The sequence below is a fragment of the Magnetospira thiophila genome, assembly GCF_054657015.1.
Genome location: NZ_BAAHXF010000001.1, coordinates 571,033 through 588,687 on the forward strand (window position 1 = coordinate 571,033; position 17,655 = coordinate 588,687).

Annotated in this window: 24 protein-coding genes; 14 read left to right on the top strand and 10 right to left on the bottom strand. The window is 59.8% G+C overall.

Annotated features, from left to right (window positions below; all coding sequences use genetic code 11):
- Positions 1-54 precede the first annotated feature (54 nt).
- From mgtE to ACYQ1P_RS02675, 3 genes are read right to left on the bottom strand one after another with little or no spacing between them, the layout of a single operon-like run.
- Positions 55-1,353, bottom strand: a complete 1,299-nt coding sequence (gene mgtE / locus ACYQ1P_RS02665; RefSeq protein WP_460018831.1) for a magnesium transporter — start codon at positions 1,351-1,353, stop codon at positions 55-57.
- Positions 1,350-2,213, bottom strand: coding sequence for a magnesium transporter MgtE N-terminal domain-containing protein (locus tag ACYQ1P_RS02670; protein ID WP_460018832.1), 864 nt, complete (start codon positions 2,211-2,213; stop codon positions 1,350-1,352). Before ACYQ1P_RS02670 ends, mgtE begins: the two co-directional genes overlap by 4 nt.
- A complete protein-coding gene (locus tag ACYQ1P_RS02675; protein ID WP_460018833.1) occupies positions 2,206-3,048 on the bottom strand; it encodes a mechanosensitive ion channel family protein in 843 nt (280 codons plus the stop codon). Before ACYQ1P_RS02675 ends, ACYQ1P_RS02670 begins: the two co-directional genes overlap by 8 nt.
- Before the next feature lie 226 nt (positions 3,049-3,274).
- Here ACYQ1P_RS02675 and ACYQ1P_RS02680 point away from each other — a divergent pair, with 226 nt between their 5' ends.
- Together ACYQ1P_RS02680 and ACYQ1P_RS02685 are read left to right on the top strand one after the other, a co-directional pair.
- Positions 3,275-3,880: an acyltransferase gene (locus tag ACYQ1P_RS02680; protein WP_460018834.1), complete on the top strand. Its 606-nt coding sequence runs from the start codon at positions 3,275-3,277 to the stop codon at positions 3,878-3,880.
- Positions 3,881-3,912: 32 nt separating this feature from the next.
- Positions 3,913-5,667 carry an acyl-CoA dehydrogenase C-terminal domain-containing protein gene (locus ACYQ1P_RS02685; RefSeq protein WP_460018835.1) on the top strand — a complete coding sequence of 585 codons (1,755 nt, stop codon included), beginning with the start codon at positions 3,913-3,915 and terminating at the stop codon, positions 5,665-5,667.
- Here ACYQ1P_RS02685 and ACYQ1P_RS02690 read toward each other — a convergent pair whose 3' ends face one another.
- Positions 5,668-6,444 carry an alpha/beta hydrolase gene (locus tag ACYQ1P_RS02690; RefSeq protein WP_460018836.1) on the bottom strand — a complete coding sequence of 259 codons (777 nt, stop codon included), beginning with the start codon at positions 6,442-6,444 and terminating at the stop codon, positions 5,668-5,670.
- A 15-nt stretch (positions 6,445-6,459) separates the two neighbouring features.
- On the bottom strand, positions 6,460-7,773 hold the full coding sequence (locus tag ACYQ1P_RS02695; RefSeq protein ID WP_460018837.1) for a malonyl-CoA decarboxylase: 1,314 nt from the start codon (positions 7,771-7,773) through the stop codon (positions 6,460-6,462).
- 184 nt (positions 7,774-7,957) lie between these two features.
- Between ACYQ1P_RS02695 and ACYQ1P_RS02700 the strand changes: the two genes are divergently transcribed.
- Positions 7,958-9,256 (top strand): alpha-amylase family glycosyl hydrolase, encoded by a 1,299-nt coding sequence (locus tag ACYQ1P_RS02700; RefSeq protein WP_460018838.1) that lies wholly within the window; start codon positions 7,958-7,960, stop codon positions 9,254-9,256.
- Between the two features lie 445 nt (positions 9,257-9,701).
- Here ACYQ1P_RS02700 and ACYQ1P_RS02705 read toward each other — a convergent pair whose 3' ends face one another.
- Positions 9,702-9,902, bottom strand: a complete 201-nt coding sequence (locus ACYQ1P_RS02705) for a hypothetical protein (RefSeq protein WP_460018839.1) — start codon at positions 9,900-9,902, stop codon at positions 9,702-9,704.
- 57 nt (positions 9,903-9,959) lie between these two features.
- On the opposite strand from ACYQ1P_RS02705, the gene ACYQ1P_RS02710 reads away from it, so the two are divergent.
- Complete coding sequence (locus tag ACYQ1P_RS02710; protein WP_460018840.1) at positions 9,960-10,190, top strand: hypothetical protein; 231 nt, start codon at positions 9,960-9,962, stop codon at positions 10,188-10,190.
- A 16-nt stretch (positions 10,191-10,206) separates the two neighbouring features.
- Here the strand turns inward: ACYQ1P_RS02710 and ACYQ1P_RS02715 are convergent, their stop codons facing one another.
- Positions 10,207-10,446, bottom strand: coding sequence for an eL34 family ribosomal protein (locus tag ACYQ1P_RS02715; protein WP_460018841.1), 240 nt, complete (start codon positions 10,444-10,446; stop codon positions 10,207-10,209).
- A gap of 81 nt (positions 10,447-10,527) precedes the next feature.
- On the opposite strand from ACYQ1P_RS02715, the gene ACYQ1P_RS02720 reads away from it, so the two are divergent.
- From ACYQ1P_RS02720 to ACYQ1P_RS02730, 3 genes are all read left to right on the top strand, one after another.
- Entirely contained in the window at positions 10,528-11,004 is a 477-nt protein-coding gene (locus tag ACYQ1P_RS02720; protein ID WP_460018842.1) for a hypothetical protein, read from the top strand.
- A gap of 261 nt (positions 11,005-11,265) precedes the next feature.
- Positions 11,266-11,640, top strand: a complete 375-nt coding sequence (locus ACYQ1P_RS02725; RefSeq protein ID WP_460018843.1) for a type II toxin-antitoxin system RelE/ParE family toxin — start codon at positions 11,266-11,268, stop codon at positions 11,638-11,640.
- A complete protein-coding gene (locus ACYQ1P_RS02730) occupies positions 11,633-11,950 on the top strand; it encodes a helix-turn-helix domain-containing protein (protein WP_460018844.1) in 318 nt (105 codons plus the stop codon). The genes ACYQ1P_RS02725 and ACYQ1P_RS02730 overlap by 8 nt, the downstream gene beginning before the upstream one ends.
- 36 nt (positions 11,951-11,986) lie before the next feature.
- Here ACYQ1P_RS02730 and ACYQ1P_RS02735 read toward each other — a convergent pair whose 3' ends face one another.
- On the bottom strand, positions 11,987-13,588 hold the full coding sequence (locus ACYQ1P_RS02735; protein ID WP_460018845.1) for an IS66 family transposase: 1,602 nt from the start codon (positions 13,586-13,588) through the stop codon (positions 11,987-11,989).
- 313 nt (positions 13,589-13,901) lie between these two features.
- Between ACYQ1P_RS02735 and ACYQ1P_RS17640 the strand changes: the two genes are divergently transcribed.
- The 5 genes from ACYQ1P_RS17640 (at position 13,902) to ACYQ1P_RS17645 (ending at position 15,237) form a co-directional block, all read left to right on the top strand.
- The gene (locus ACYQ1P_RS17640) at positions 13,902-14,102 is read left to right on the top strand and encodes a PLDc N-terminal domain-containing protein (RefSeq protein ID WP_487247338.1); all 201 of its coding nucleotides are present in this window, start codon (positions 13,902-13,904) and stop codon (positions 14,100-14,102) included.
- 48 nt (positions 14,103-14,150) lie between these two features.
- Entirely contained in the window at positions 14,151-14,342 is a 192-nt protein-coding gene (locus tag ACYQ1P_RS02740; protein WP_460018846.1) for a Thivi_2564 family membrane protein, read from the top strand.
- Between the two features lie 32 nt (positions 14,343-14,374).
- Positions 14,375-14,560 carry a hypothetical protein gene (locus ACYQ1P_RS02745; RefSeq protein WP_460018847.1) on the top strand — a complete coding sequence of 62 codons (186 nt, stop codon included), beginning with the start codon at positions 14,375-14,377 and terminating at the stop codon, positions 14,558-14,560.
- A 107-nt stretch (positions 14,561-14,667) separates the two neighbouring features.
- Positions 14,668-14,991 (top strand): BON domain-containing protein, encoded by a 324-nt coding sequence (locus tag ACYQ1P_RS02750; RefSeq protein WP_460018848.1) that lies wholly within the window; start codon positions 14,668-14,670, stop codon positions 14,989-14,991.
- 111 nt (positions 14,992-15,102) lie between these two features.
- Positions 15,103-15,237, top strand: a complete 135-nt coding sequence (locus ACYQ1P_RS17645; protein WP_487247339.1) for an IS66 family transposase — start codon at positions 15,103-15,105, stop codon at positions 15,235-15,237.
- A gap of 130 nt (positions 15,238-15,367) precedes the next feature.
- On the opposite strand, the gene ACYQ1P_RS02755 is transcribed toward ACYQ1P_RS17645, so the two are convergent.
- Both ACYQ1P_RS02755 and ACYQ1P_RS02760 read right to left on the bottom strand, forming a co-directional pair.
- Positions 15,368-15,703, bottom strand: a complete 336-nt coding sequence (locus ACYQ1P_RS02755) for a BON domain-containing protein (RefSeq protein WP_460018849.1) — start codon at positions 15,701-15,703, stop codon at positions 15,368-15,370.
- 148 nt (positions 15,704-15,851) lie between these two features.
- Entirely contained in the window at positions 15,852-16,061 is a 210-nt protein-coding gene (locus tag ACYQ1P_RS02760) for a PLDc N-terminal domain-containing protein (protein WP_460018850.1), read from the bottom strand.
- Positions 16,062-16,658: 597 nt separating this feature from the next.
- Here ACYQ1P_RS02760 and ACYQ1P_RS02765 point away from each other — a divergent pair.
- Complete coding sequence (locus tag ACYQ1P_RS02765; RefSeq protein ID WP_460018851.1) at positions 16,659-16,901, top strand: YMGG-like glycine zipper-containing protein; 243 nt, start codon at positions 16,659-16,661, stop codon at positions 16,899-16,901.
- Positions 16,902-16,952: 51 nt separating this feature from the next.
- Complete coding sequence (locus ACYQ1P_RS02770; protein ID WP_460018852.1) at positions 16,953-17,462, top strand: OmpA family protein; 510 nt, start codon at positions 16,953-16,955, stop codon at positions 17,460-17,462.
- Positions 17,463-17,655 lie beyond the last annotated feature (193 nt).

Here is a 17,655-nt window from a genome sequence, read left to right on the forward strand (position 1 = left end):
CCCTTGTGAGGCTCGGATTATGACAAGTTCCTCCGAGTCTTGTCATTAGTGATTTTACAATAAGGACGACAGAAGCGTGGCGATGCCCAGAAAACTGAAAAATCCGGCGATATCGGTCACCGTGGTCAGGATGATCGACGAGGCGGTGGCCGGGTCCTGCCCCAGACGGGTCAGCACGATAGGCACCAACGCCCCGGCCAGACCGGCGGAAATCATCGCCAGGACCATTGATGTGGTAATGACCAGCACCAAGCCCAGAGAGCCACTCCAGATAAACACGCCGATGCCGCAGGTCGTGGCAATTCCTAAGCCGTTCAACAGGCCGACCCGCGCCTCCTTGGAGGTGACGCGCCACCAGTGACGCAGGGTGATTTCCCGCAAGGCCAAGCCGCGCATGGTCACCGCCAGGGCCTGCGCCCCGGCATTACCCGACTGCCCGGCGACCACCGGCAACAGCACGGCCAGGGCGGTGTATTTGGCAATGGTGCCCTCGAACAGACCGACCACCGCCGCCGCCAGAAATGCGGTCAACAGGTTGATCTGCAACCAGCCCATGCGCTTGCGCACGGCAAACAAAGGCGAAGACAAGGCCCGTTCGTCACGGCTCACACCGACCATGGCCTGCAAGTCGGAGGTGCTGTCGCTTTTGATCACCGCCGCCATCTTGCGTTGCTCGAAATGACCGACCAGCCGACCGCCGACGTCGATCACCGGCAGGTCTTCGATGTTGAGGGTTTCGAACAGGGTGACCACTTCCTCCAGCGGATCGACCGCATTGACCACCACCTCCGCCGGGACAGCCAGGGCCTCCAAAGCCGTCTCCGACCCGGACAGGGCCACCGCTTCAAGACTGACCCGGCCCAGCAGGTGCATGTCGTCGTCGATGGTATAGATGACCCGGGTATTCTTGTGCTGGCGCAACCGCACCAGGGCATCGCCGACCAGATCGGTGGCGCGCATGGCGAGGATGCGGGAGTCCATCTTGCGTCCGGCGGAATCTTCCGGATAGACCAGCACCGCATCAATTTCCCGCCGCACCCCGGCGCTGACCTGTTCGAGGTAGGGAGTCTTGTCCTCTTCATCCATGTCGGACAACAGGTTGACCAATGCGGTAGGGGTCAACTGGTTGAGCAGGGTATTGGTGATCGGCTTGGGGAGATGGGGCAGGATTTCCCGCGCCACGTTGGGCGACAACCGCTCCCAAACCTCGATCAGCACCTTGTCGGGCAGGCCTTGCAGGATGCTGACCACCTCGTCCGGCGCAAACTCCTCGACCCGACGGGCGAACAGACCCGGCTGGGTCGCCGCGAAATGTTCATTGATGGCCGTCGCCGCCGTCCCCACCTCGCTCATGAGGGTTTCTCCTTGCGCTCCACCGGGCGTCTGACACGTCCGGGATCGGCGCTGGTGAACATGGTGCTGAAGCCCGCCGCGCAGACCAGTGCTCCCTCCATCAAATGGCCGAGCACGCCGCCCATTTCGCCCGCCATTTCCTCCTCGGGCGTTTCGGAAACCAGGGCGTCGTGCAGGCGCTCCCGGTGCAGAATTCCCAGCAGCGCGCCATTGCGACCGACCACCGGCAGAGACAGATAGCGGTGCCAGGCTTCACTTCCATTGATCTCGAAAATCAGCGATTCCGGCATCAGCGCCTTGGTCTTGGTGTCCAGATATCGCTTCACCGGCTGCCGCTCGGCGGCCCCGAGCAGCACGCTGCCGTTGACCAGTCCCGCATAGACCTTGTTGGTGTCAATCAGCACCAGGGTCGCATCGGGACGACGGCGGCGCTTGCGCAGGATGGAGAGGATTTCACCGACCGTCATGTTGACATCGAACACCGTCGTCGCGGTCACCATCCAGGCCCCGACACTGTCCAGCGCATAGGTCAGGTCGCGGCGGATCTGTCGGGCATCGCGGCGCGACAGGCGTTCCAGCAACTGGCGCAGCAGGGAGGTCGGCAGGGCGCGCGCCACCTGGGTCTTGAACGGATATTCCATATCCGCCAGGACCCGCGCCGCCGCTTCCAGCTCCAGCGACCCGAGCAGGGCACGGGCCAGGGTCTCCGGCACATGGCCGACCACTTGCGGCAACACCTCCTCGGGCAGTTCCGCCATGAAGGCGGTTGCCGTGGCACTGGGCAGGGTGGCCAGCAAATCGGCCGCCGCTTCCGGGTCATCCTCGACCAGAATGGCCGCCAGACGCAGGGAATCAGTCATCGGCATCCCCTTCGTCATCCAGGATGAGCACCGGCTCGCGCTGGAACATGGCCCCGGGAATGACGGCGCTGCCGCCTTCGATGGCGATGGTGATGTTGGTCGGCGAAGTATGGATCACGCTGCCTTGCAGTTCGCCGACCCGCACCTGTTGGCCGACGCTCACCGAGGCACGCAGGTGATGGCTGCCCAACAGATTGGCCACCAGATCTCTGGCCCCGAAGCCAAAGGCCAGCGCCATGCCGCCGAACAGACCGGCCATCAAAATGGTCACCATGGAGACCAGCAAGGTGGTGTCGATTCCGGCCTGTCCGAGACCGACCACCAGGGCGGCAACCACGACCATGGTCTGTGACAGGCTGGCCAGCGCCTGGGCCCGCGCTCCCATGACCGGGCGCAGGGCGGCCATCACCACCTCGCGGACGAACTGGCTGATGACGAAACCGACGAACACCACGATGGCGGCACCAAGGACGGCCGGGATATGGGCCAGAATGCGGGCCAGCCAATCGGAGAATACTTCCAGACCGAGAATCCGCGAGGTCCCAATGAGCACCAACAACAACAACGTCCAATAGGCGATGGTGCCGCTGATGCCGATCACCGTTTCCGACAATCGGATATCGGCCCCCAGCCCGGAGCGCCATTTCTGATCCAGCAAGCGGTTGACGGCACCCAGCAGGCGACGGGTCAGACGGCTGATCATGCGCGATCCGAACCAGCCGACGATGAGGAACAGCACCGCCCCGACCATGCGCGGCGCATAGGCCAGGAAAATGCCGGAGTTGGCTTCCAACCAGGTAATCAGTTCCTTGAGCTGGCTTATCAGATCATTCATGTGTTCGGTCCTTTCCGCCTGGCTCGTCGCGGTCTTTCACCGACACATTGGAACAGATTCGAGCCGCCCCAAAGGGAATTCCGCCAGGATATCCCCTTATTTTTACCCAGCCCATCCGGATGAATGCATTTCAGCTTTTCGTCATGTATGGTAGGGGGATAGCGAATACGGAACGGGCCGGATATTCCGCCGCCCGGGCAGCACCTCCGGGGATGGGCTTTCAAACATGGCCATGATCTACGCCATCGACGACGTCATTCCGGTGGTCCATCCGGAGGCCTTCGTGCATCCGATGGCGGTGCTGATCGGCGACGTTCATGTGGGTCCCGGCTGCTATATCGCGCCGGGGGTCTCCCTGCGCGGCGATATCGGGCGCATCGAAGTTCATGCCGGGGCCAACATTCAAGACAACTGCACCCTTCATTGCTTTCCGCAAGCCTCTTGCATCGTCGGCGTCGATGGTCACATCGGCCATGGCACGGTGCTGCACGGAGCGCGGATCGGCCCCCGGGTACTCGTCGGCATGAACAGCGTGATCATGGACGATGCGGACATCGGCGACGCCGCCATCATTGCCGCCATGTCCTTTGTCAAGGCCGGGGCTCAGATTCCGCCGCGTACCTTATGGGCTGGCATTCCGGCCAAGCTGGTGCGTTCTCTGAGCGAGACGGAAATCGCCTGGAAGGCGCGCGGCACGGCGGAATATCAGCGGATTGCCCGCCGCTCGCTGGCCAGTCTGCGGGCCGTTGAGCCGCTGACGGAAGCGGAGACCGACCGCCCCGCCCTGCCGGTCGAGGCGCACCTGCCGTTGCATCGTCTCAAAGAGACCTGAAGTCCGCCCCTCTTCGACGGGAGACGCCGACCTTGCCGACCTATGTCCCTCCCCTGCGCGACATGCTGTTCGTCTATTGGGATCTGTTCGATCCGGACGACCAGCCGGACGCGGATTTGGTGGCGGCCATTCTTGAACAGGCGGGGAAACTCTGCACGCAGGTACTCGCCCCCCTCAACCGGCAGGGCGACGAACAAGGATGCCGCTTCGATAACGGATCGGTAAGCACCCCGGACGGCTTTCGCGCGGCCTACCGGACCTACGTTGACGGCGGATGGAATGGCCTATCCTGTCCCCCGGAACAGGGTGGACAGGGGTTGCCGAAGGCGCTGCATCTGCTGGTCGAAGAGATGCTCTGCGCCGCCAATCTGTCGTTCAGCCTGTATCCCGTGCTCACCCTCGGGGCCTATCGGGCGCTGGCGGCCCATGGCGATGCGCATATCAGGGAAATTTATCTGAAACCGCTGGTTTCCGGCCAATGGACCGGGACCATGTGCCTGACCGAACCGCAGGCCGGGTCCGACCTGGGCCTGTTGCGCAGCAAGGCGGTTCTCCGGCCCGACGGCAGTTACGCGATCTCCGGGAGCAAGATTTTCATCACCTCCGGGGCCCATGATCTGACCGAGAACATCGTTCATCTGGTGCTGGCCCGCCTGCCCGATGCGCCACCGGGCACCAAGGGAATCAGCCTGTTCTGCGTGCCGCAAAGGAGGGTCGACGGGGCGGGCCGACTGGGTCCGACCAACGGCGTCTACTGCGCCGCCATCGAAAAAAAGATGGGTCTGCACGGCTCCGCCACCTGCGAAATGATCTTCGAGGAGGCACGGGGCCATCTGGTCGGCGAACCGCACAAGGGACTCTCTGCCATGTTCACCATGATGAATGTGGAACGCCTGAGCGTCGGCCTGCAAGGCCTGGGCATTATGGAAGCATCATATCAAAATGCGGCGGCCTATGCCAAACAGCGATTGCAAGGTCGGGCCTTCGGCAATGCCCGACATCCAGACAAACCGGCCGATCCGATCATTGTCCATGCGGACGTGCGACGGATGTTATTGACCATGCGTTCCTATACTGAGGGCTGCCGCATGATCGCCGGTTGGGTCGGACGGCAGTTGGATATCGCCACTGGTCACCCGGACCCGGCCCGGCGGGCCATCGCTGATGAAACAGTGGCGTTGCTCACCCCGATGGTCAAGGCGCTGTTCACCGATCTGGGCTCGGAGGTCGCCAGCCTGGGGGTGCAGGTTTACGGCGGGCATGGCTATATCCGCGACCACGGCATGGAGCAGTTCGAGCGCGACGCCCGCATTGCGCGTCTCTACGAAGGCACCAACGGCATCCAGGCTCTCGATCTGGTCCTGCGCAAGCTGCCGCGCGACAACGGCGCGGCGATGGAGCGCTTTATCCACGAGGTGCGCGGGTTCCTCGACCGTCACCAGAGCACACCTCACTTGAGCGACGTGATCCCGCCGTTGTCCGAATCCCTCGGCCTGCTCGCCGACAGCGTGGCCTGGATGGAGGCCCGCCGCACCGCCGCACCGGACGACGTGGCCGCCGGGGCGGTGGCGTTTCTGCGTTTATTCGGTTTGGTGGCGATGGCCTATCAATGGGCGCGGGCGATGGATGTGGCGGCATCGAGAGCCGCGACCTCGGACTTTCACCAGACCAAGCAGACGGTGGGTCGATTCTTTTTCGCGCGCCTGTTGCCGCAGACTCTCGGGCTGGCCCGCGCCATACGGGCCGGTGCCGCTACGATCATGGCGCTGCCCGACGACGACGTCTGACTAACCGGCCACCAATTCCCCGATGGCCTGGAAATACGCGCGCAGCCCCACCGAAATAATGTCGTTATGCCCGGCCCCGGGGATCTCAACGATTCTTTTGGCCTCGGCCCCCGAGCGCCGGTACAACTCTCGGCCATCGTCGATGGGGATGATCCAGTCTTCCTGGCCGTGCAGGATGAGGGTCGGGACCTTCACGGTTTCGATTTTGCCGCCGTTGTTAAAGCCCTCGCTGGCCTCGTTTGCGGATTCCATTGTGACGCCGCCAATCCGTTCGATGAGACCGAAGGTATCGCTGAAACCGCTTTCGATGATCAGGCCCCGAATCCGCTCCCCGGCGTGGGCCGCGAGGTGAATCGCCGAAACGCTGCCCATCGAACGCCCCATGACGAACAGGTTCTCACCCTTGAGCCCCGCTTGCTTGAGAAGTCCCTCGGCCTGTTCGAAGACGGCCACGGCATCGGAGACCAGCGTCGTCGCCGTGGGCGTGCCGTCGCTGCGTCCATAGCCGCGAAAATCGACGACGAACAGGGACAGGCCCAGTCTTTCGTAAAGCGGGGCGATGTCGTCATAGTCCGAAGCGATTTCCCCGTTGCCATGAAAATACAACAGCACCGGCGCATAGGGTCCGGCGGGATAGATCTTGCCGCCGACATGACATTGGGCCTCCACCGGGATCGCCACATGGAGGCCGCTGCCGTCGGCGGGCGTATCCCGGCGGGGATGGAACAGCACGCTGAGGATTTCGGGCTGGTCAAGAAGATCGTAAGTCCGGCTCATGTTAGGGAAACCCTTCTACAACAAGGATTTGACAGGCTTACCCAAAGCGATCTTGCCGTCGACCGTATAGGCTTCGTGATTTTTTTCGATGGCATCGAGGGCATAGAGGTAATTGACCATCATGCAAAAGGACTGTTCCTGGCCCTTGGGCGAGCAGTCGCCCTGCCAGTTGATCCGTTCGAGCCTAGCCCCATTGCCGAGATGGAAGCGGGCCACCGGGTCAACCGGCAGGCCCTTGTTCTTGGCGTGAACCAAATATCGGGCACAAACCGCCATCAACAACGGCCTGATTCCGTCCCCCGCCTCTTCGACCGTGCGGGGCGTCTGGGACTGGAACTGACGATACCCCTCCGCCATGTCCTCGGGCAGTCCGAGGGCGGCAAGGGCGTCGTCCACCGGCGTCCGGCGCATCCAGTTGACCAACTCGGGGATTGGCGACAGGGTCGAAAAGGTGGTGATCTGAGGTAATTCCTCCTTGAGCTCCAGCACCACCTGCTTGATCAGGAAATTGCCGAACGAAATGCCGACCAAACCGGCCTGGCAATTGCTGATCGAATAGAAGGTGGCGGTATCGGCATCGCGGGCATCGGCGCCCGGCTCCGAATGCAGCAGATCCTGCACCGAAGAGGCCAGGTTTCGGGTCAGCGCCACTTCGATGAAAATCAGCGGCTCGCCGGGCAGGGCCGGATGAAAGAAGGCGAAGCAGCGGCGGTCGGCATCCAGACGCCGTCGCAGATCGCTCCAGCCATGGATCTCATGCACCGCCTCGTACTTGATGAGCTGTTCAAGAATGACCGCCGGTGTGGACCAGGAAATGCGTTCGATACTCAAAAAGCCCCGGTTGAACCAGGCCTCGAACAAGTGGCGGAAATCCGCATCGACGACCTTGAGCGCGGGATTGAGCTTGGTGAAACGGAGCAAATCCGAGCGCATGCCCAGCAACGCCGCCGTGCCGCCCGGAGCCATGTTGATGGCCTTGATGAGACTCTGGCGCGGTGCCTTGACGACCTTTTCGAGAACCATGCGGTTTTCCGCTGAAGGGTCGCTTTGAAAAGCCGCGATGGCCTCGGAAAGGCGTTTCGGGTCGGGCTCGAAATCCTGACGCAGGGTCTCGAAAAAATGCAGACGTCCCGCCTCGTCAAGCGCCGTATAGGAGTCGATGACCTCGCGGCCCAAGGCGGTGCCCAGGGCCTCGCCCTTGTGCGAGATCAATTCGCGGCACAGTTTTTCAAGGCTGGGCGAGGCATCGCCGCCGAACAGCGGGGCGATCATCTCCCGACCGGCATCGGCGATGGTCGTCATGGCCTGGATGAATTTGGATTTCACCATGGGCACCCCCTTGCGCTTGTCCACCCATTGTAGCAGAGAACAAGGGGGCGGTCTCTCGCGGTTCCATGGTCGAATGGGTGACATAATCAATTGTGAATGGGCACCGCTTCGAGCTATCAATAACCTCCGTCGATAGGAACCCGCGCAGGACTGCGGTGTTCAACAAGCCAAGAGAGAGAACCACATGGTCGCGGCCCCGCGAATCTATAACCTGTTTCCCCGCATCGCAGGCCCCATGGAGACCTGGAAAGAGCGCCTTCCCCATATCGCGGGCATGGGATTCGATTGGATCTTCATCAATCCCATTCAGGTGCCGGGCGGCTCGGGCAGTCTGTACGCCATAAGGGACTATTACCGATACAATGAAGATTTCGTGTCGGCACAGGCTGACGGCGACGCCCTGCTGCGGGACTTCGCCCAGGCCTGCGCAGCGGCGGGCGTCGGGGTCATGATGGATTTGGTGATCAACCATACGGCCAACGATTCGGTTCTGGTCGGCCAGCATCCGGAATGGTATCTCCGCCACGACAACGGGGCCTTGGTCGCCCCCAGTTGCAAATTGGATGACGGCAGCGTCGTGACCTGGGGAGATCTGGCGGAAATCGCCTATGCTTCCGAGGACAATCGCAACACCCTGGTGGCCTACTGGAAAGATGTGATTTCCCACTACCTGGGCCTGGGGGTGCGCGGATTCCGCTGTGACGCCGCCTATCAGGTTCCGGCCAGCATCTGGCATCCCCTCATCCAGGCAGCCAGAGCGCAACAGGCCGATGTGGTGTTCGCCGGCGAGACCCTCGGCTGCTCGCCAGACGAGGTGAGAGCCCTCGCCCCGGCCGGATTCGATCTGCTGTTCAATTCCTCAAAATGGTGGGATTTCCAGGAGCCCTGGCTGCTCGATCAGTACGAGCAGTATCGGCATATCGCGCCGACCATTGGCTTTCCCGAAAGCCACGATACGGAACGCATGATCACCGAACTCGGCTGGCAGGGCATTTCCGGCTTGCCGGACGTGGAGCGGCACTATAAGCAGCGCTACATGTTCTCCGCCCTCTTCTCCTCCGGCGTGATGATGCCGGTTGGCTATGAGTACGGTTTTCGCAAACGCCTGCATGTGGTGGAGACCCGCCCCGAGGACTGGGAACAGCCGCAGTTCGATCTCTCCGACTTCATTGCCCGGGTGCATCGCATGAAGACCTCCGCCCCGGCCCTCAACGAGGAAGGTCCGCAATATCGGATCGACTTCAATGGCGACCAACGCTTCGCCGGATTGGTCCGCCGGACCAACGACAACCGCCATTGGGCGGTGGCGGTGATCAACCGCGACATGTGGACAAGGCACGAAGCCTGGTTGCCCGACATGGGCATCGACCTGCGCCAGGGCATTGAGATTTCGCCCGACCGCGCCAAAGAGCCGGTTCCGCACGGCCAGCCGACCGTCCTGGAGCCCGCCGAAATCCGCGTCTTCGCCGGGCCAGTGACGTGATCGCCCTGGGGCAAAGCTGTAACCCGACACTTAGGATTGGTAAAACCTGGAACTACCCAGGACTACCCCGGACAAGGCTGGTCTATCCCGGACGGCGTTGATCCACTTAGACTTTTCGGCGTGGGTTGCTTGTTGACCTCAAAACCATCTGTCGTCGGCTTCCGCCGCACAGGACGCGGATTTGCCCGTCGAACTGTCGCCGACGCCCCCATCACGTAAGACCCGCAAACGGCAGAAACCTTAGGCGTTGCGCCGGATTTTCCATCACCTGGAACCTGGAACAAACTCCAACCGCGACAGAGGCAGTTTGAAGTTAGGTCAGAGTTTTCCTAACCGCTTGGGATCACTTACCTTTCGTCCGTCTGTGACACTTTTAAACCCTGACCGAACTTCAAACCGAACATGGAACCGATTTTGTCTATGCGTAGACAAGTCGGCAGTCATATCACTGTATGCTGAAACCTTCCCGATTCCGCTCGTCGTGTGCCTGTAACTGACGGGCGAACATGGACTCCGGGATGCCCGCGAAATCGGCCATCCAGAGGACGGCGCGAACCTCAAGGAACACCTGCTCGGCTTCCAGGGGTGTGACGACGCCGACGAGCTGCTCGGCGAGGAGGTGCTGACCCGCGACGATCCCCGCCACCGCTTCAATCTGGCGGGCGGGCCAAGAGGCGAGGAGGGCCGGAGGCCCGACAGGGACATGCCAAGAGGCGGCGTGACCGTGGTCGTCCAGCCCACCGTCACCAACACCGTGCCCAATACCCAGGCCCGCACCGAGACCCGGCGTGGCCCCGCCGGCGAGGTGATGATCGACGTCTTCGTCGAGCAGATGGAGATGCTGATGAGCCGCAAGATCGGACGCGGCGAAGGCCTGGCGCCCACCCTGGAACGCCGCTACGGGCTCAACCCGGCTGCGGGGGCGTATCGGTGAATGACGAAATTGCCGATCAATCCAACTTAGGCATTTGAGGCAACGAAGGATCGCAAGGGATTTCCTTCTCCACAGCGTCCACGAACGTCTCGATCTTGGCCGTATTTCGGGAGAGCGGAGCGCCGGTGTTCAACACGTTTCCGCCCCATGACTCATAGGTAACCTTGCCGCCATCAATAGCGACAACTCTTCGATGTTGATTGGTTGTCGTTGCGTAGCACTTCCCGACGGCAACGTCGCTTTCAGTGATCGACATCTGCCTCTCCTCTTTGACTGGTTGCATTGAGGGGACTGTATCGCACCTCGCTAAGGCTGTAAAAGCGGAAACATTTATCAAATGCCGATCACATGGCCCACGACCCTACCACTGCCCACAGTGCAGGGCTACGGCATCCGTCCGGGCAAGGCGATCCTGCGCACCGAGATGGAGGCCGGTCCGGCCCGGCAGCGCAAGCGCTTCACCCAGGTGCCGTCGCGCATCTCGGTGCGCTGGCTGATGAGTGCTAAGCAGTTCGCCCTGTTCGAGGCCTGGTACCGCTGGCACGCCAAGGAAGGCGGCGAGTGGTTCGAGATCGACCTGTTGGGTGGCATCGGCCTCACCACCCACGAGGCTCGCTTCCCCCGGCAGTTCGAGGCCAAGCTGGTCGGCGGGGTGCTGTGGGAGATCGCTTCCGAACTGGAGATCCTCGAACGGCCGACCCTGTCCGAGGACGCTCTGGCTATCGCCCTGGAGTCCGACCTAGCGGCCCTATTCGGCACTATCAACCGTCTTCACGGGCTGGTTCAGGCGAGCTTGTCATTGCTACATCCGTAGAAGGGGGTGAATACCCAGCCGCTTCGTCATAGGCTGTGACCCTGATTCTTAATAGAATATAGACCAATGGGTAATTTACGGAAATCAAACAGCATTAAGCGTCTGGAAGGGGCGGCAGCAGTTGTGAGCCGCTGTTTGCGCCCCCAATCTGTCACCATCAAAATGGCACGAATTGATGATAGCAGGCCACTGCGGCTGGATTGAAATCTATAGCACTTGGTGTTATATTAACCGTGTAATGGCTGGAGCGTGGGAGGCTTGATGCGCGTTTATAAAACTAAACCATTTGCGCGCTTTGCTGACCATGAAGGAATTCATGATGATGCATTATGCGAAGCCGTTCAACGGGCGGAAACAGGGCTGGTGGACGCCGATCTTGGCGGCGGTGTGATCAAGCAGAGGATCGCTCGAAAGGGCCAGGGTAAATCCGGTGGGTTTCGGAGCATCGTGTTGTTTCGCCAGGGCGAGCGCTCATTCTTCGTCTACGGATTTGCGAAGAGCGACCGGGATAACATTCGGAAAGATGAGTTGAAGGCTTTCCGTGCGTTGGCGGCAGAGATGCTTCAGTTGAACCAAGCCGCCCTGAAGGCGGCGATGGCGAACGGAACGATTATGGAGGTGAATTGCAATGCCTAAGCAGTACAAGAGCGATGCGCTGGCGGCCGTGCACGAAACAGCCATGGGGCTGACGGATGCCGGGGTCATGGCTAAACAGACATTGAAAGCCTTCGATGAAATGTGCCTGACGCCGGTTGAGGACCTGACCGCAGAGCAAATTCGCGATATCCGCCTGCGTGAGAAAGCCAGCCAGGCGGTCTTTGCACGTTATCTGAATGTCACGACTGGGCTCGTTAGTCAGTGGGAGCGGGGTGAAAAGCATCCACGCGGCGCGTCGCTTAAGCTTCTGACGCTTGTCGCGAAGAAGGGACTTCAAGCAGTAGCCTGACAGACATCCCTGTAACTGGGGCAAAAGTCCGGGCGGTCAGGCGCCGCAGCGGGCAGCGACCAATTCCGGGAGGAGCGGCACCGGCGTAGCGACGGCCGCGCCGAGGCGGGTTTCGAGGAAGTCCCAGAACGAAATACCGAGTTTGCGGCAGGTCTTGGCGAGGCCGAGGAAGGCGTCGCGGCAGTCACGTCCGGGGTCGCTGCGGGTGGTGCCGCTGACCTTGCGGCGGATGACTTGGCAGCGGATGTCGTTTTCCGATCCGTTGGTGTGGAGCGGGATTTCCGGCCGGTCGAGGACGCGCAGCAGTTCGGTCTTGTTGGCGTGAAGGCGAGCGAGCAGGCGGTCCAGCGTGGCGAAGCCGGTGCGCCGTCGGAAGAGGCGGTCGAAACGGGTCTTCAGTTCGGCCTTGCGGCGCGGGGCCGGGGCGGCGCGGTAGGCTTTGAGGTCGGCGTAGAACCACCAGATCAGGCCACGAACCTTCTCCTTGGCGGCGCGGGCCGCCTCGGTGAAGGTGTCGAGCTTGTGGACCAGCCGCTCGGCGTGGACCCAGCATAGGGCGTGCTCGCCGACATTGAACTGGCCGGCATCGTCGGAGACGATCACAGTGCCGTCGAGGAAGCCGTGGGCAGTGACGGCGCCCCACAAGGCACCCTCGGTGGCGATCGTCACCGGGGCGGGATGGACCTTGAGGGCAGCGATGCCCAGCGCACCGAGGTGGGCCTGCCACGCGGCGTGGTCGGCGAAGCGGCGCACCGGGTGCCCCGCCAGGGTGGCGATGACCGAACCGGCAAGGCAACGATGGCGCATGTAGGCGAAAGCCTGGTCGTTGAGGACATAGTCGCCGTGGCCGGCACGCAGCAGGCCGAGGAAGTTGGCCCGGCTCTTCGATCCGGTGGTGGCGAAGAAGGTGAAGGCGTCGTTGCCGATCTGGGTGCAGACGCCGTTCTTGCCCTGGTGACGGGCGCCGGTGTCGTCCACCGAGATCCAGCCGCCGTGCGTGAGCCCCGCCCGCAGTACGTCGCGGGCCTCGGCGACGAAGGCGTCGTTGGCATCGGTCAGGATGCGCACCACCTGCCGCTTGGAGATGTCCACACCGAGCATCCGCAACAACTCGACCAGGCGCGGCACCGTGGTCTGACCCTGGTGGTATTGGGCGAGGATGAAGCGCTTGATCTCGGGGCCGAAGTGGTCGCCGATCCCGGCCGGCAGCGGCGCCAGCACCGTGCGCCCGTCCGGCGTCAGCCAGCGCTCGCGGCGATAGCGCACGACCCGCGGCTCGATCTTCAGGTCCTGGATGGTGAAGTCTTCGTAGCCCTTGAACCGCGACCCCGGCGGAATGGCGGTGGCGACGACGATCCGCTCCTCGACCGGCGCCGACGGCGCCTTCGGCCCGCGCCGCCGCTTCTCTCGCCGCGACCGCTTGTCCGTCGCCTTGTCCATCCCGGACGGCGTCGATGGTGGCTTGATGTCCGGCTTGCCCTTCAGTCCTTTCAAGCGCGCGATCTCCTCGCGCAACGCCGCATTCTCCGACGACAGCCGGGCATTCTCTTCCAGCAGCCCCAGAGCCAGCGGCTTGAGCACCAACGGTGAAAACGCATCAATATCTGGGCGTGGCTTGACCATGCCCCACAGAATCATGAAACAGTGGCCGATTCAACCAATTGTGAGTCCGTCGGCCGCCGCCGCCCGGACTTTTGCCCCAGTTACGGGCGGTTCGTATAACGTATTATTATCACATCATAAAACGGATCATGCGCAATTCCTGGTGACGGATGCGGGTTGAATATCTCTGTCAATTTGCTGATCTGGATTAGTATGTAAATATCCAAGAAGTAATATTATCGGACTAATCTAATCGATATGTATAACTGCACTGTTAGAATATGGAGTGGCGTATAATTAAAAAGTTTAATAATTTTTGTAGCAATAAACCCTAGAATTGGAGATCGAAATGGAATTTGGATATGTAATTCTTTTTATAAGTATTTTTTTGATAGTTGCATTTTTTCTCAGCAACTTTCTTGATAAAATTTCTTCTCAAAAAGTTTCTCCAAACGAAAAATTATTATGGGTTGTATTTATATTATTTGTTCCAATTGTAGGTCTTTTGACTTGGATAAATTATGGACCTCATAAAATTAAATTCGCTTAGTGATATTAATCAAGTCAGAAACTAAATCAGAAACAATTGGAAAAAAAGATGCCTTTAATTACTCTTGTCATAACACTTATGGTCGTCGGTGTCCTGCTATGGGCCATCAACACTTACATTCCCATGGATAACAAGATCAAATCCATTCTCAACGTCGTGGTTGTGATTGCCGTTATCCTTTGGCTTCTGGACGCCTTCGGTTTGCTCGATACATTGCAAAATTTCCGCGTAGGAAACTGAAGGTCTCTTTATACGACAAAGGAATTTCCGTCATGAATAAGAATATCATCAATGGTTCGGTGAAAACGTTTGCCCAACACATCAAGCAAAAATCTGGCCGTATGGTCGGCGACACTGAACTTGAGGCAGAAGAAATCGTCGAGGCAATCGAAGATGATGTTCAAACTGCCGTCGAAAAACTCGATGATGAAATGGACGACAGCTTGAATAAATATTGAACCGTACCTGCTACCGGTATCCGATAAAAGTCGATGCCAGAACCGGCGGCGGAATGACTGACAGGACCGTTCCGTATATCACGGGGACAATTTTGGAGTTATTTGTCATGAACAACATCCGTTTAATACGTACTGTTGCCGTTGCTTCCATGCTGGCGTTCGTTAGTCTGAGCGTCGGCGCATGCACCTCCACGGAGACCAGCGAGAGCTCCGGCGAATACCTCGACGATTCGGTCGTCAGCACCAAGGTGCGCAGCGCTATTGTCGGCGACAAAAATCTTAGCATCTTCAAGATCGACGTCGAAACCTACAAGGGCATCGTGCAGTTGAGCGGCTTCGTCGACACGGAGAGGGCCAGGAGTCACGCCAGCACCGTCGCAGCGGGCGTGACCGGGGTCAAACAGGTGCGTAACGATCTGATCGTCAAATAACCGAGGTCAGCTCATAACGTAAGCGCGATGGCGTGGACCTGCGTTGCGTGGACTGATGGCTGAGGCTCTGCGATAACGGCACGGAAAGTGCGCTTTCGCCCATGTCGAGCCATGGGCCATTTTTTGGCGTGCAGTGCCGTTTTGGTCACCAACAACGGCTCCGAACAGGCGCTGCGACCCTGCGTTGTCTACCGCAAGGTCTCCAACGTATTCCGCTCCGTCACCGGCAAATTCTCTCCAGCTTGACGCCTCAAAGGCCAACCTCGTGAGCAATTACATTATGTGAAGTCAGAATTGTCGATTTTTAAATATTGTAAGGCCCAGTTATTCGAATTCCCGGCCTTCCTTGCGGGTCGGCCGGGTCCGATGGGTCCCGCTATTTGACGACCAGGTCGTTGCGCACTTGGTCAACGCCGTCCACGGTGGCGGCGACGGCGGCGGCGTGGTCTCTTACCTCCGCCGTATCGACGAAGCCGCTCAACTGCACGATGCCCTTGTAGGTTTTGACGTCGATCTTGAAAATGCTCAGATCCTTGTCGGCGACAATGGCGCCGCGCACCTTGTTGCTGACTACCACGTCGTCGATATATTCCCCGACGCTCTCGCTGGGCGGCGGCGCGGACTCAGGTGCGGCCATGGCTCCAGTGCTCAGCCCGGTGAGCGTAACCACGGAAGCGAGGGCGAGGGCATGGAAAAAACGGATGTTGGTCATGATTTAATTTCTCCTGATAGGGCGGTTGTGATCCGCGGGATTTTTTCTGCATTTGTTCAAAGAACCAGCGGCATGGATATCTCCTGCAAATGGGGCAAATGAAGGGGGAGAGGCCGGTTCTTGCGCGTTTAAGAACCTTGGGATCGGATTATTCAAAGCCCCCGATGCGGCGTGGACGGCGTGTGCGGCGCGGGCCGAAGGCCAACCAGCCGATCAGTCCGAAAACGGGGAAGATGAGGATAGGAATGATCCATACAAGCTTTCCTCCGACCGACAGATCAAGATCAACAATTTTGTTGATCGCCCATAAGTCAGCGAAAACAATACAAGCTATTAATAACTCTATTTTATATTCCATTTTTGCCTATCCTTTATTTTTTTGATGACTTAAATATAGGGATAAATACAGAATTACATTCGGTAGATGAGTCGTATTTTATAATTACCTGAAACCACTGCCTATCGGCCGTCACCTTCGCTGCTTATTCTCGTCAAGAAATCGCGGTTGCGCTCGGCTTCACGGAGACCGGTGGATCATATCCACCAAGCTTGACCAACTGTATGCCTTCCCGAGCAATGGTGTCCTAATTCAGATCAGTACTGAGGATTTGTCGGAAAGGGGAATCGGCGCTCGAAATGTCGTTTCGCTGATTTCTTTCGTCGCGCGAGGTGGCTCATGAAATCCTCCGGCAGGGGAAAGCCGATAGGATCAGGGGCACGCAAATTTACTCTCGCCAATCCGTCGCGGGGCACGACATTTGCGCATGGGCTAACTCACATTAGCATGCGCCGACACAGGAAATCGTAACATACGCTGATCAGTCTTCTTGAGCGCAGCGCAGCGCGGCAATGTGGCTCGTGTGAAAGCATTGAAGTCATGTCCTGAAACTTGCCGGAACACACGCCTGTCGTCGGCTCATCGGTCGACTGACGTCCATTTAAAGGAGTATTCACCATGAGTCGAAGCATTCTCGTCCTAACCCTTCTCCTGCCCCTTGCCGCCGTCTCGGGTTGCGGCTCATCGACCGGCGACCGCGCGCTCAGCGGCGGCGGCATCGGTGCCGGCGTGGGTGCCCTTGGCGGATTGATGGTCGGCGCCCCCCTCGAAGGCGCGCTGATCGGTGGCGCCGTCGGCGCCGGTGCCGGTGCCCTGACCGACCAAAACAAAATCAATCTAGGCCATCCCATCTGGCGCTAAGGCGTGATCGGTTTACGAAACATTCAACGATACAAACAATGGAGATTAGGCATGTTGAAATCATCGAAACTGCTGGGTGCATTTTCGGCGGCGGTCTTTTTGGCCGGCACCGCGGGTTGTGCCCAGCAAGGGACCACGCAAAGCACCTATGACCGACCGGCTGCTGCCCAGACCGCCGCGGCACCGATTTCCGCCGATCCGGAATTGGCCGGAGCCTGGTACCAGATCTTCTTCGACACCAGCGAGATCAACATCGACGCCCGCGGCCAAATGGTGGTGAAGAACGTCGCTTTTGTCGCGATGAACAATGAGATGACCCGGGTGACAGTGATCGGCAAGACCGACCGGGTCGGCGATGCGCCGTCCAACATGGCCTTGTCGAAGCAGCGGGCCGATCAGGTCCGCGACGCCCTGATCGTTGCCGGGGTCCCGGCCGATCATATCGACACCCGTTGGACCGGCGAAACCCGACAGATTGTCTCGACCTCCGATGACAAGGACGAACAACGCAATCGGGTCGTCGACATCACGGTGATCAAGATGATGCCGCGCAGAATGTAACCACAACCCATCGCAAGCTTGTCGAACGCCATTGATCCGGCATTCGGCCGTCGACCAGGACTATCAGCACCCCCCTGATATCCTGGTCGATTTGCGTTGTTGGCTTATTTCCTCTTGAAGGGACTCCTGCCCGCCACGCGCCAATCCGGCGAGGCCGTTTTTTCAGGTCGATCATACGCCAGGGGGGGGCGGC

Bases quoted from the DNA above. Each gene is read 5' to 3' on its own strand.
- ACYQ1P_RS02730 (WP_460018844.1), top strand. From the start codon at position 11,633: ATGCCTAAGCAGTACAAGAGCGATGCGCTGGCGGCCGTGCACGAAACA.
- ACYQ1P_RS02670 (WP_460018832.1), bottom strand. From the start codon at position 2,213: ATGACTGATTCCCTGCGTCTGGCGGCCATTCTGGTCGAGGATGACCCG.
- ACYQ1P_RS02770 (WP_460018852.1), top strand. From the start codon at position 16,953: ATGTTGAAATCATCGAAACTGCTGGGTGCATTTTCGGCGGCGGTCTTT.
- ACYQ1P_RS02715 (WP_460018841.1), bottom strand. From the start codon at position 10,446: ATGTCGATCACTGAAAGCGACGTTGCCGTCGGGAAGTGCTACGCAACG.
- ACYQ1P_RS02690 (WP_460018836.1), bottom strand. From the start codon at position 6,444: ATGAGCCGGACTTACGATCTTCTTGACCAGCCCGAAATCCTCAGCGTG.
- ACYQ1P_RS17640 (WP_487247338.1), top strand. From the start codon at position 13,902: ATGGAATTTGGATATGTAATTCTTTTTATAAGTATTTTTTTGATAGTT.
- ACYQ1P_RS02675 (WP_460018833.1), bottom strand. From the start codon at position 3,048: ATGAATGATCTGATAAGCCAGCTCAAGGAACTGATTACCTGGTTGGAA.
- ACYQ1P_RS02725 (WP_460018843.1), top strand. From the start codon at position 11,266: ATGCGCGTTTATAAAACTAAACCATTTGCGCGCTTTGCTGACCATGAA.
- mgtE (WP_460018831.1), bottom strand. From the start codon at position 1,353: ATGAGCGAGGTGGGGACGGCGGCGACGGCCATCAATGAACATTTCGCG.
- ACYQ1P_RS02680 (WP_460018834.1), top strand. From the start codon at position 3,275: ATGGCCATGATCTACGCCATCGACGACGTCATTCCGGTGGTCCATCCG.
- ACYQ1P_RS02765 (WP_460018851.1), top strand. From the start codon at position 16,659: ATGAGTCGAAGCATTCTCGTCCTAACCCTTCTCCTGCCCCTTGCCGCC.
- ACYQ1P_RS02745 (WP_460018847.1), top strand. From the start codon at position 14,375: ATGAATAAGAATATCATCAATGGTTCGGTGAAAACGTTTGCCCAACAC.
- ACYQ1P_RS02740 (WP_460018846.1), top strand. From the start codon at position 14,151: ATGCCTTTAATTACTCTTGTCATAACACTTATGGTCGTCGGTGTCCTG.
- ACYQ1P_RS02720 (WP_460018842.1), top strand. From the start codon at position 10,528: ATGCCGATCACATGGCCCACGACCCTACCACTGCCCACAGTGCAGGGC.
- ACYQ1P_RS02735 (WP_460018845.1), bottom strand. From the start codon at position 13,588: ATGATTCTGTGGGGCATGGTCAAGCCACGCCCAGATATTGATGCGTTT.
- ACYQ1P_RS02760 (WP_460018850.1), bottom strand. From the start codon at position 16,061: ATGGAATATAAAATAGAGTTATTAATAGCTTGTATTGTTTTCGCTGAC.
- ACYQ1P_RS02700 (WP_460018838.1), top strand. From the start codon at position 7,958: ATGGTCGCGGCCCCGCGAATCTATAACCTGTTTCCCCGCATCGCAGGC.
- ACYQ1P_RS02750 (WP_460018848.1), top strand. From the start codon at position 14,668: ATGAACAACATCCGTTTAATACGTACTGTTGCCGTTGCTTCCATGCTG.
- ACYQ1P_RS02755 (WP_460018849.1), bottom strand. From the start codon at position 15,703: ATGACCAACATCCGTTTTTTCCATGCCCTCGCCCTCGCTTCCGTGGTT.
- ACYQ1P_RS02695 (WP_460018837.1), bottom strand. From the start codon at position 7,773: ATGGTGAAATCCAAATTCATCCAGGCCATGACGACCATCGCCGATGCC.
- ACYQ1P_RS02710 (WP_460018840.1), top strand. From the start codon at position 9,960: ATGCCAAGAGGCGGCGTGACCGTGGTCGTCCAGCCCACCGTCACCAAC.
- ACYQ1P_RS17645 (WP_487247339.1), top strand. From the start codon at position 15,103: ATGGGCCATTTTTTGGCGTGCAGTGCCGTTTTGGTCACCAACAACGGC.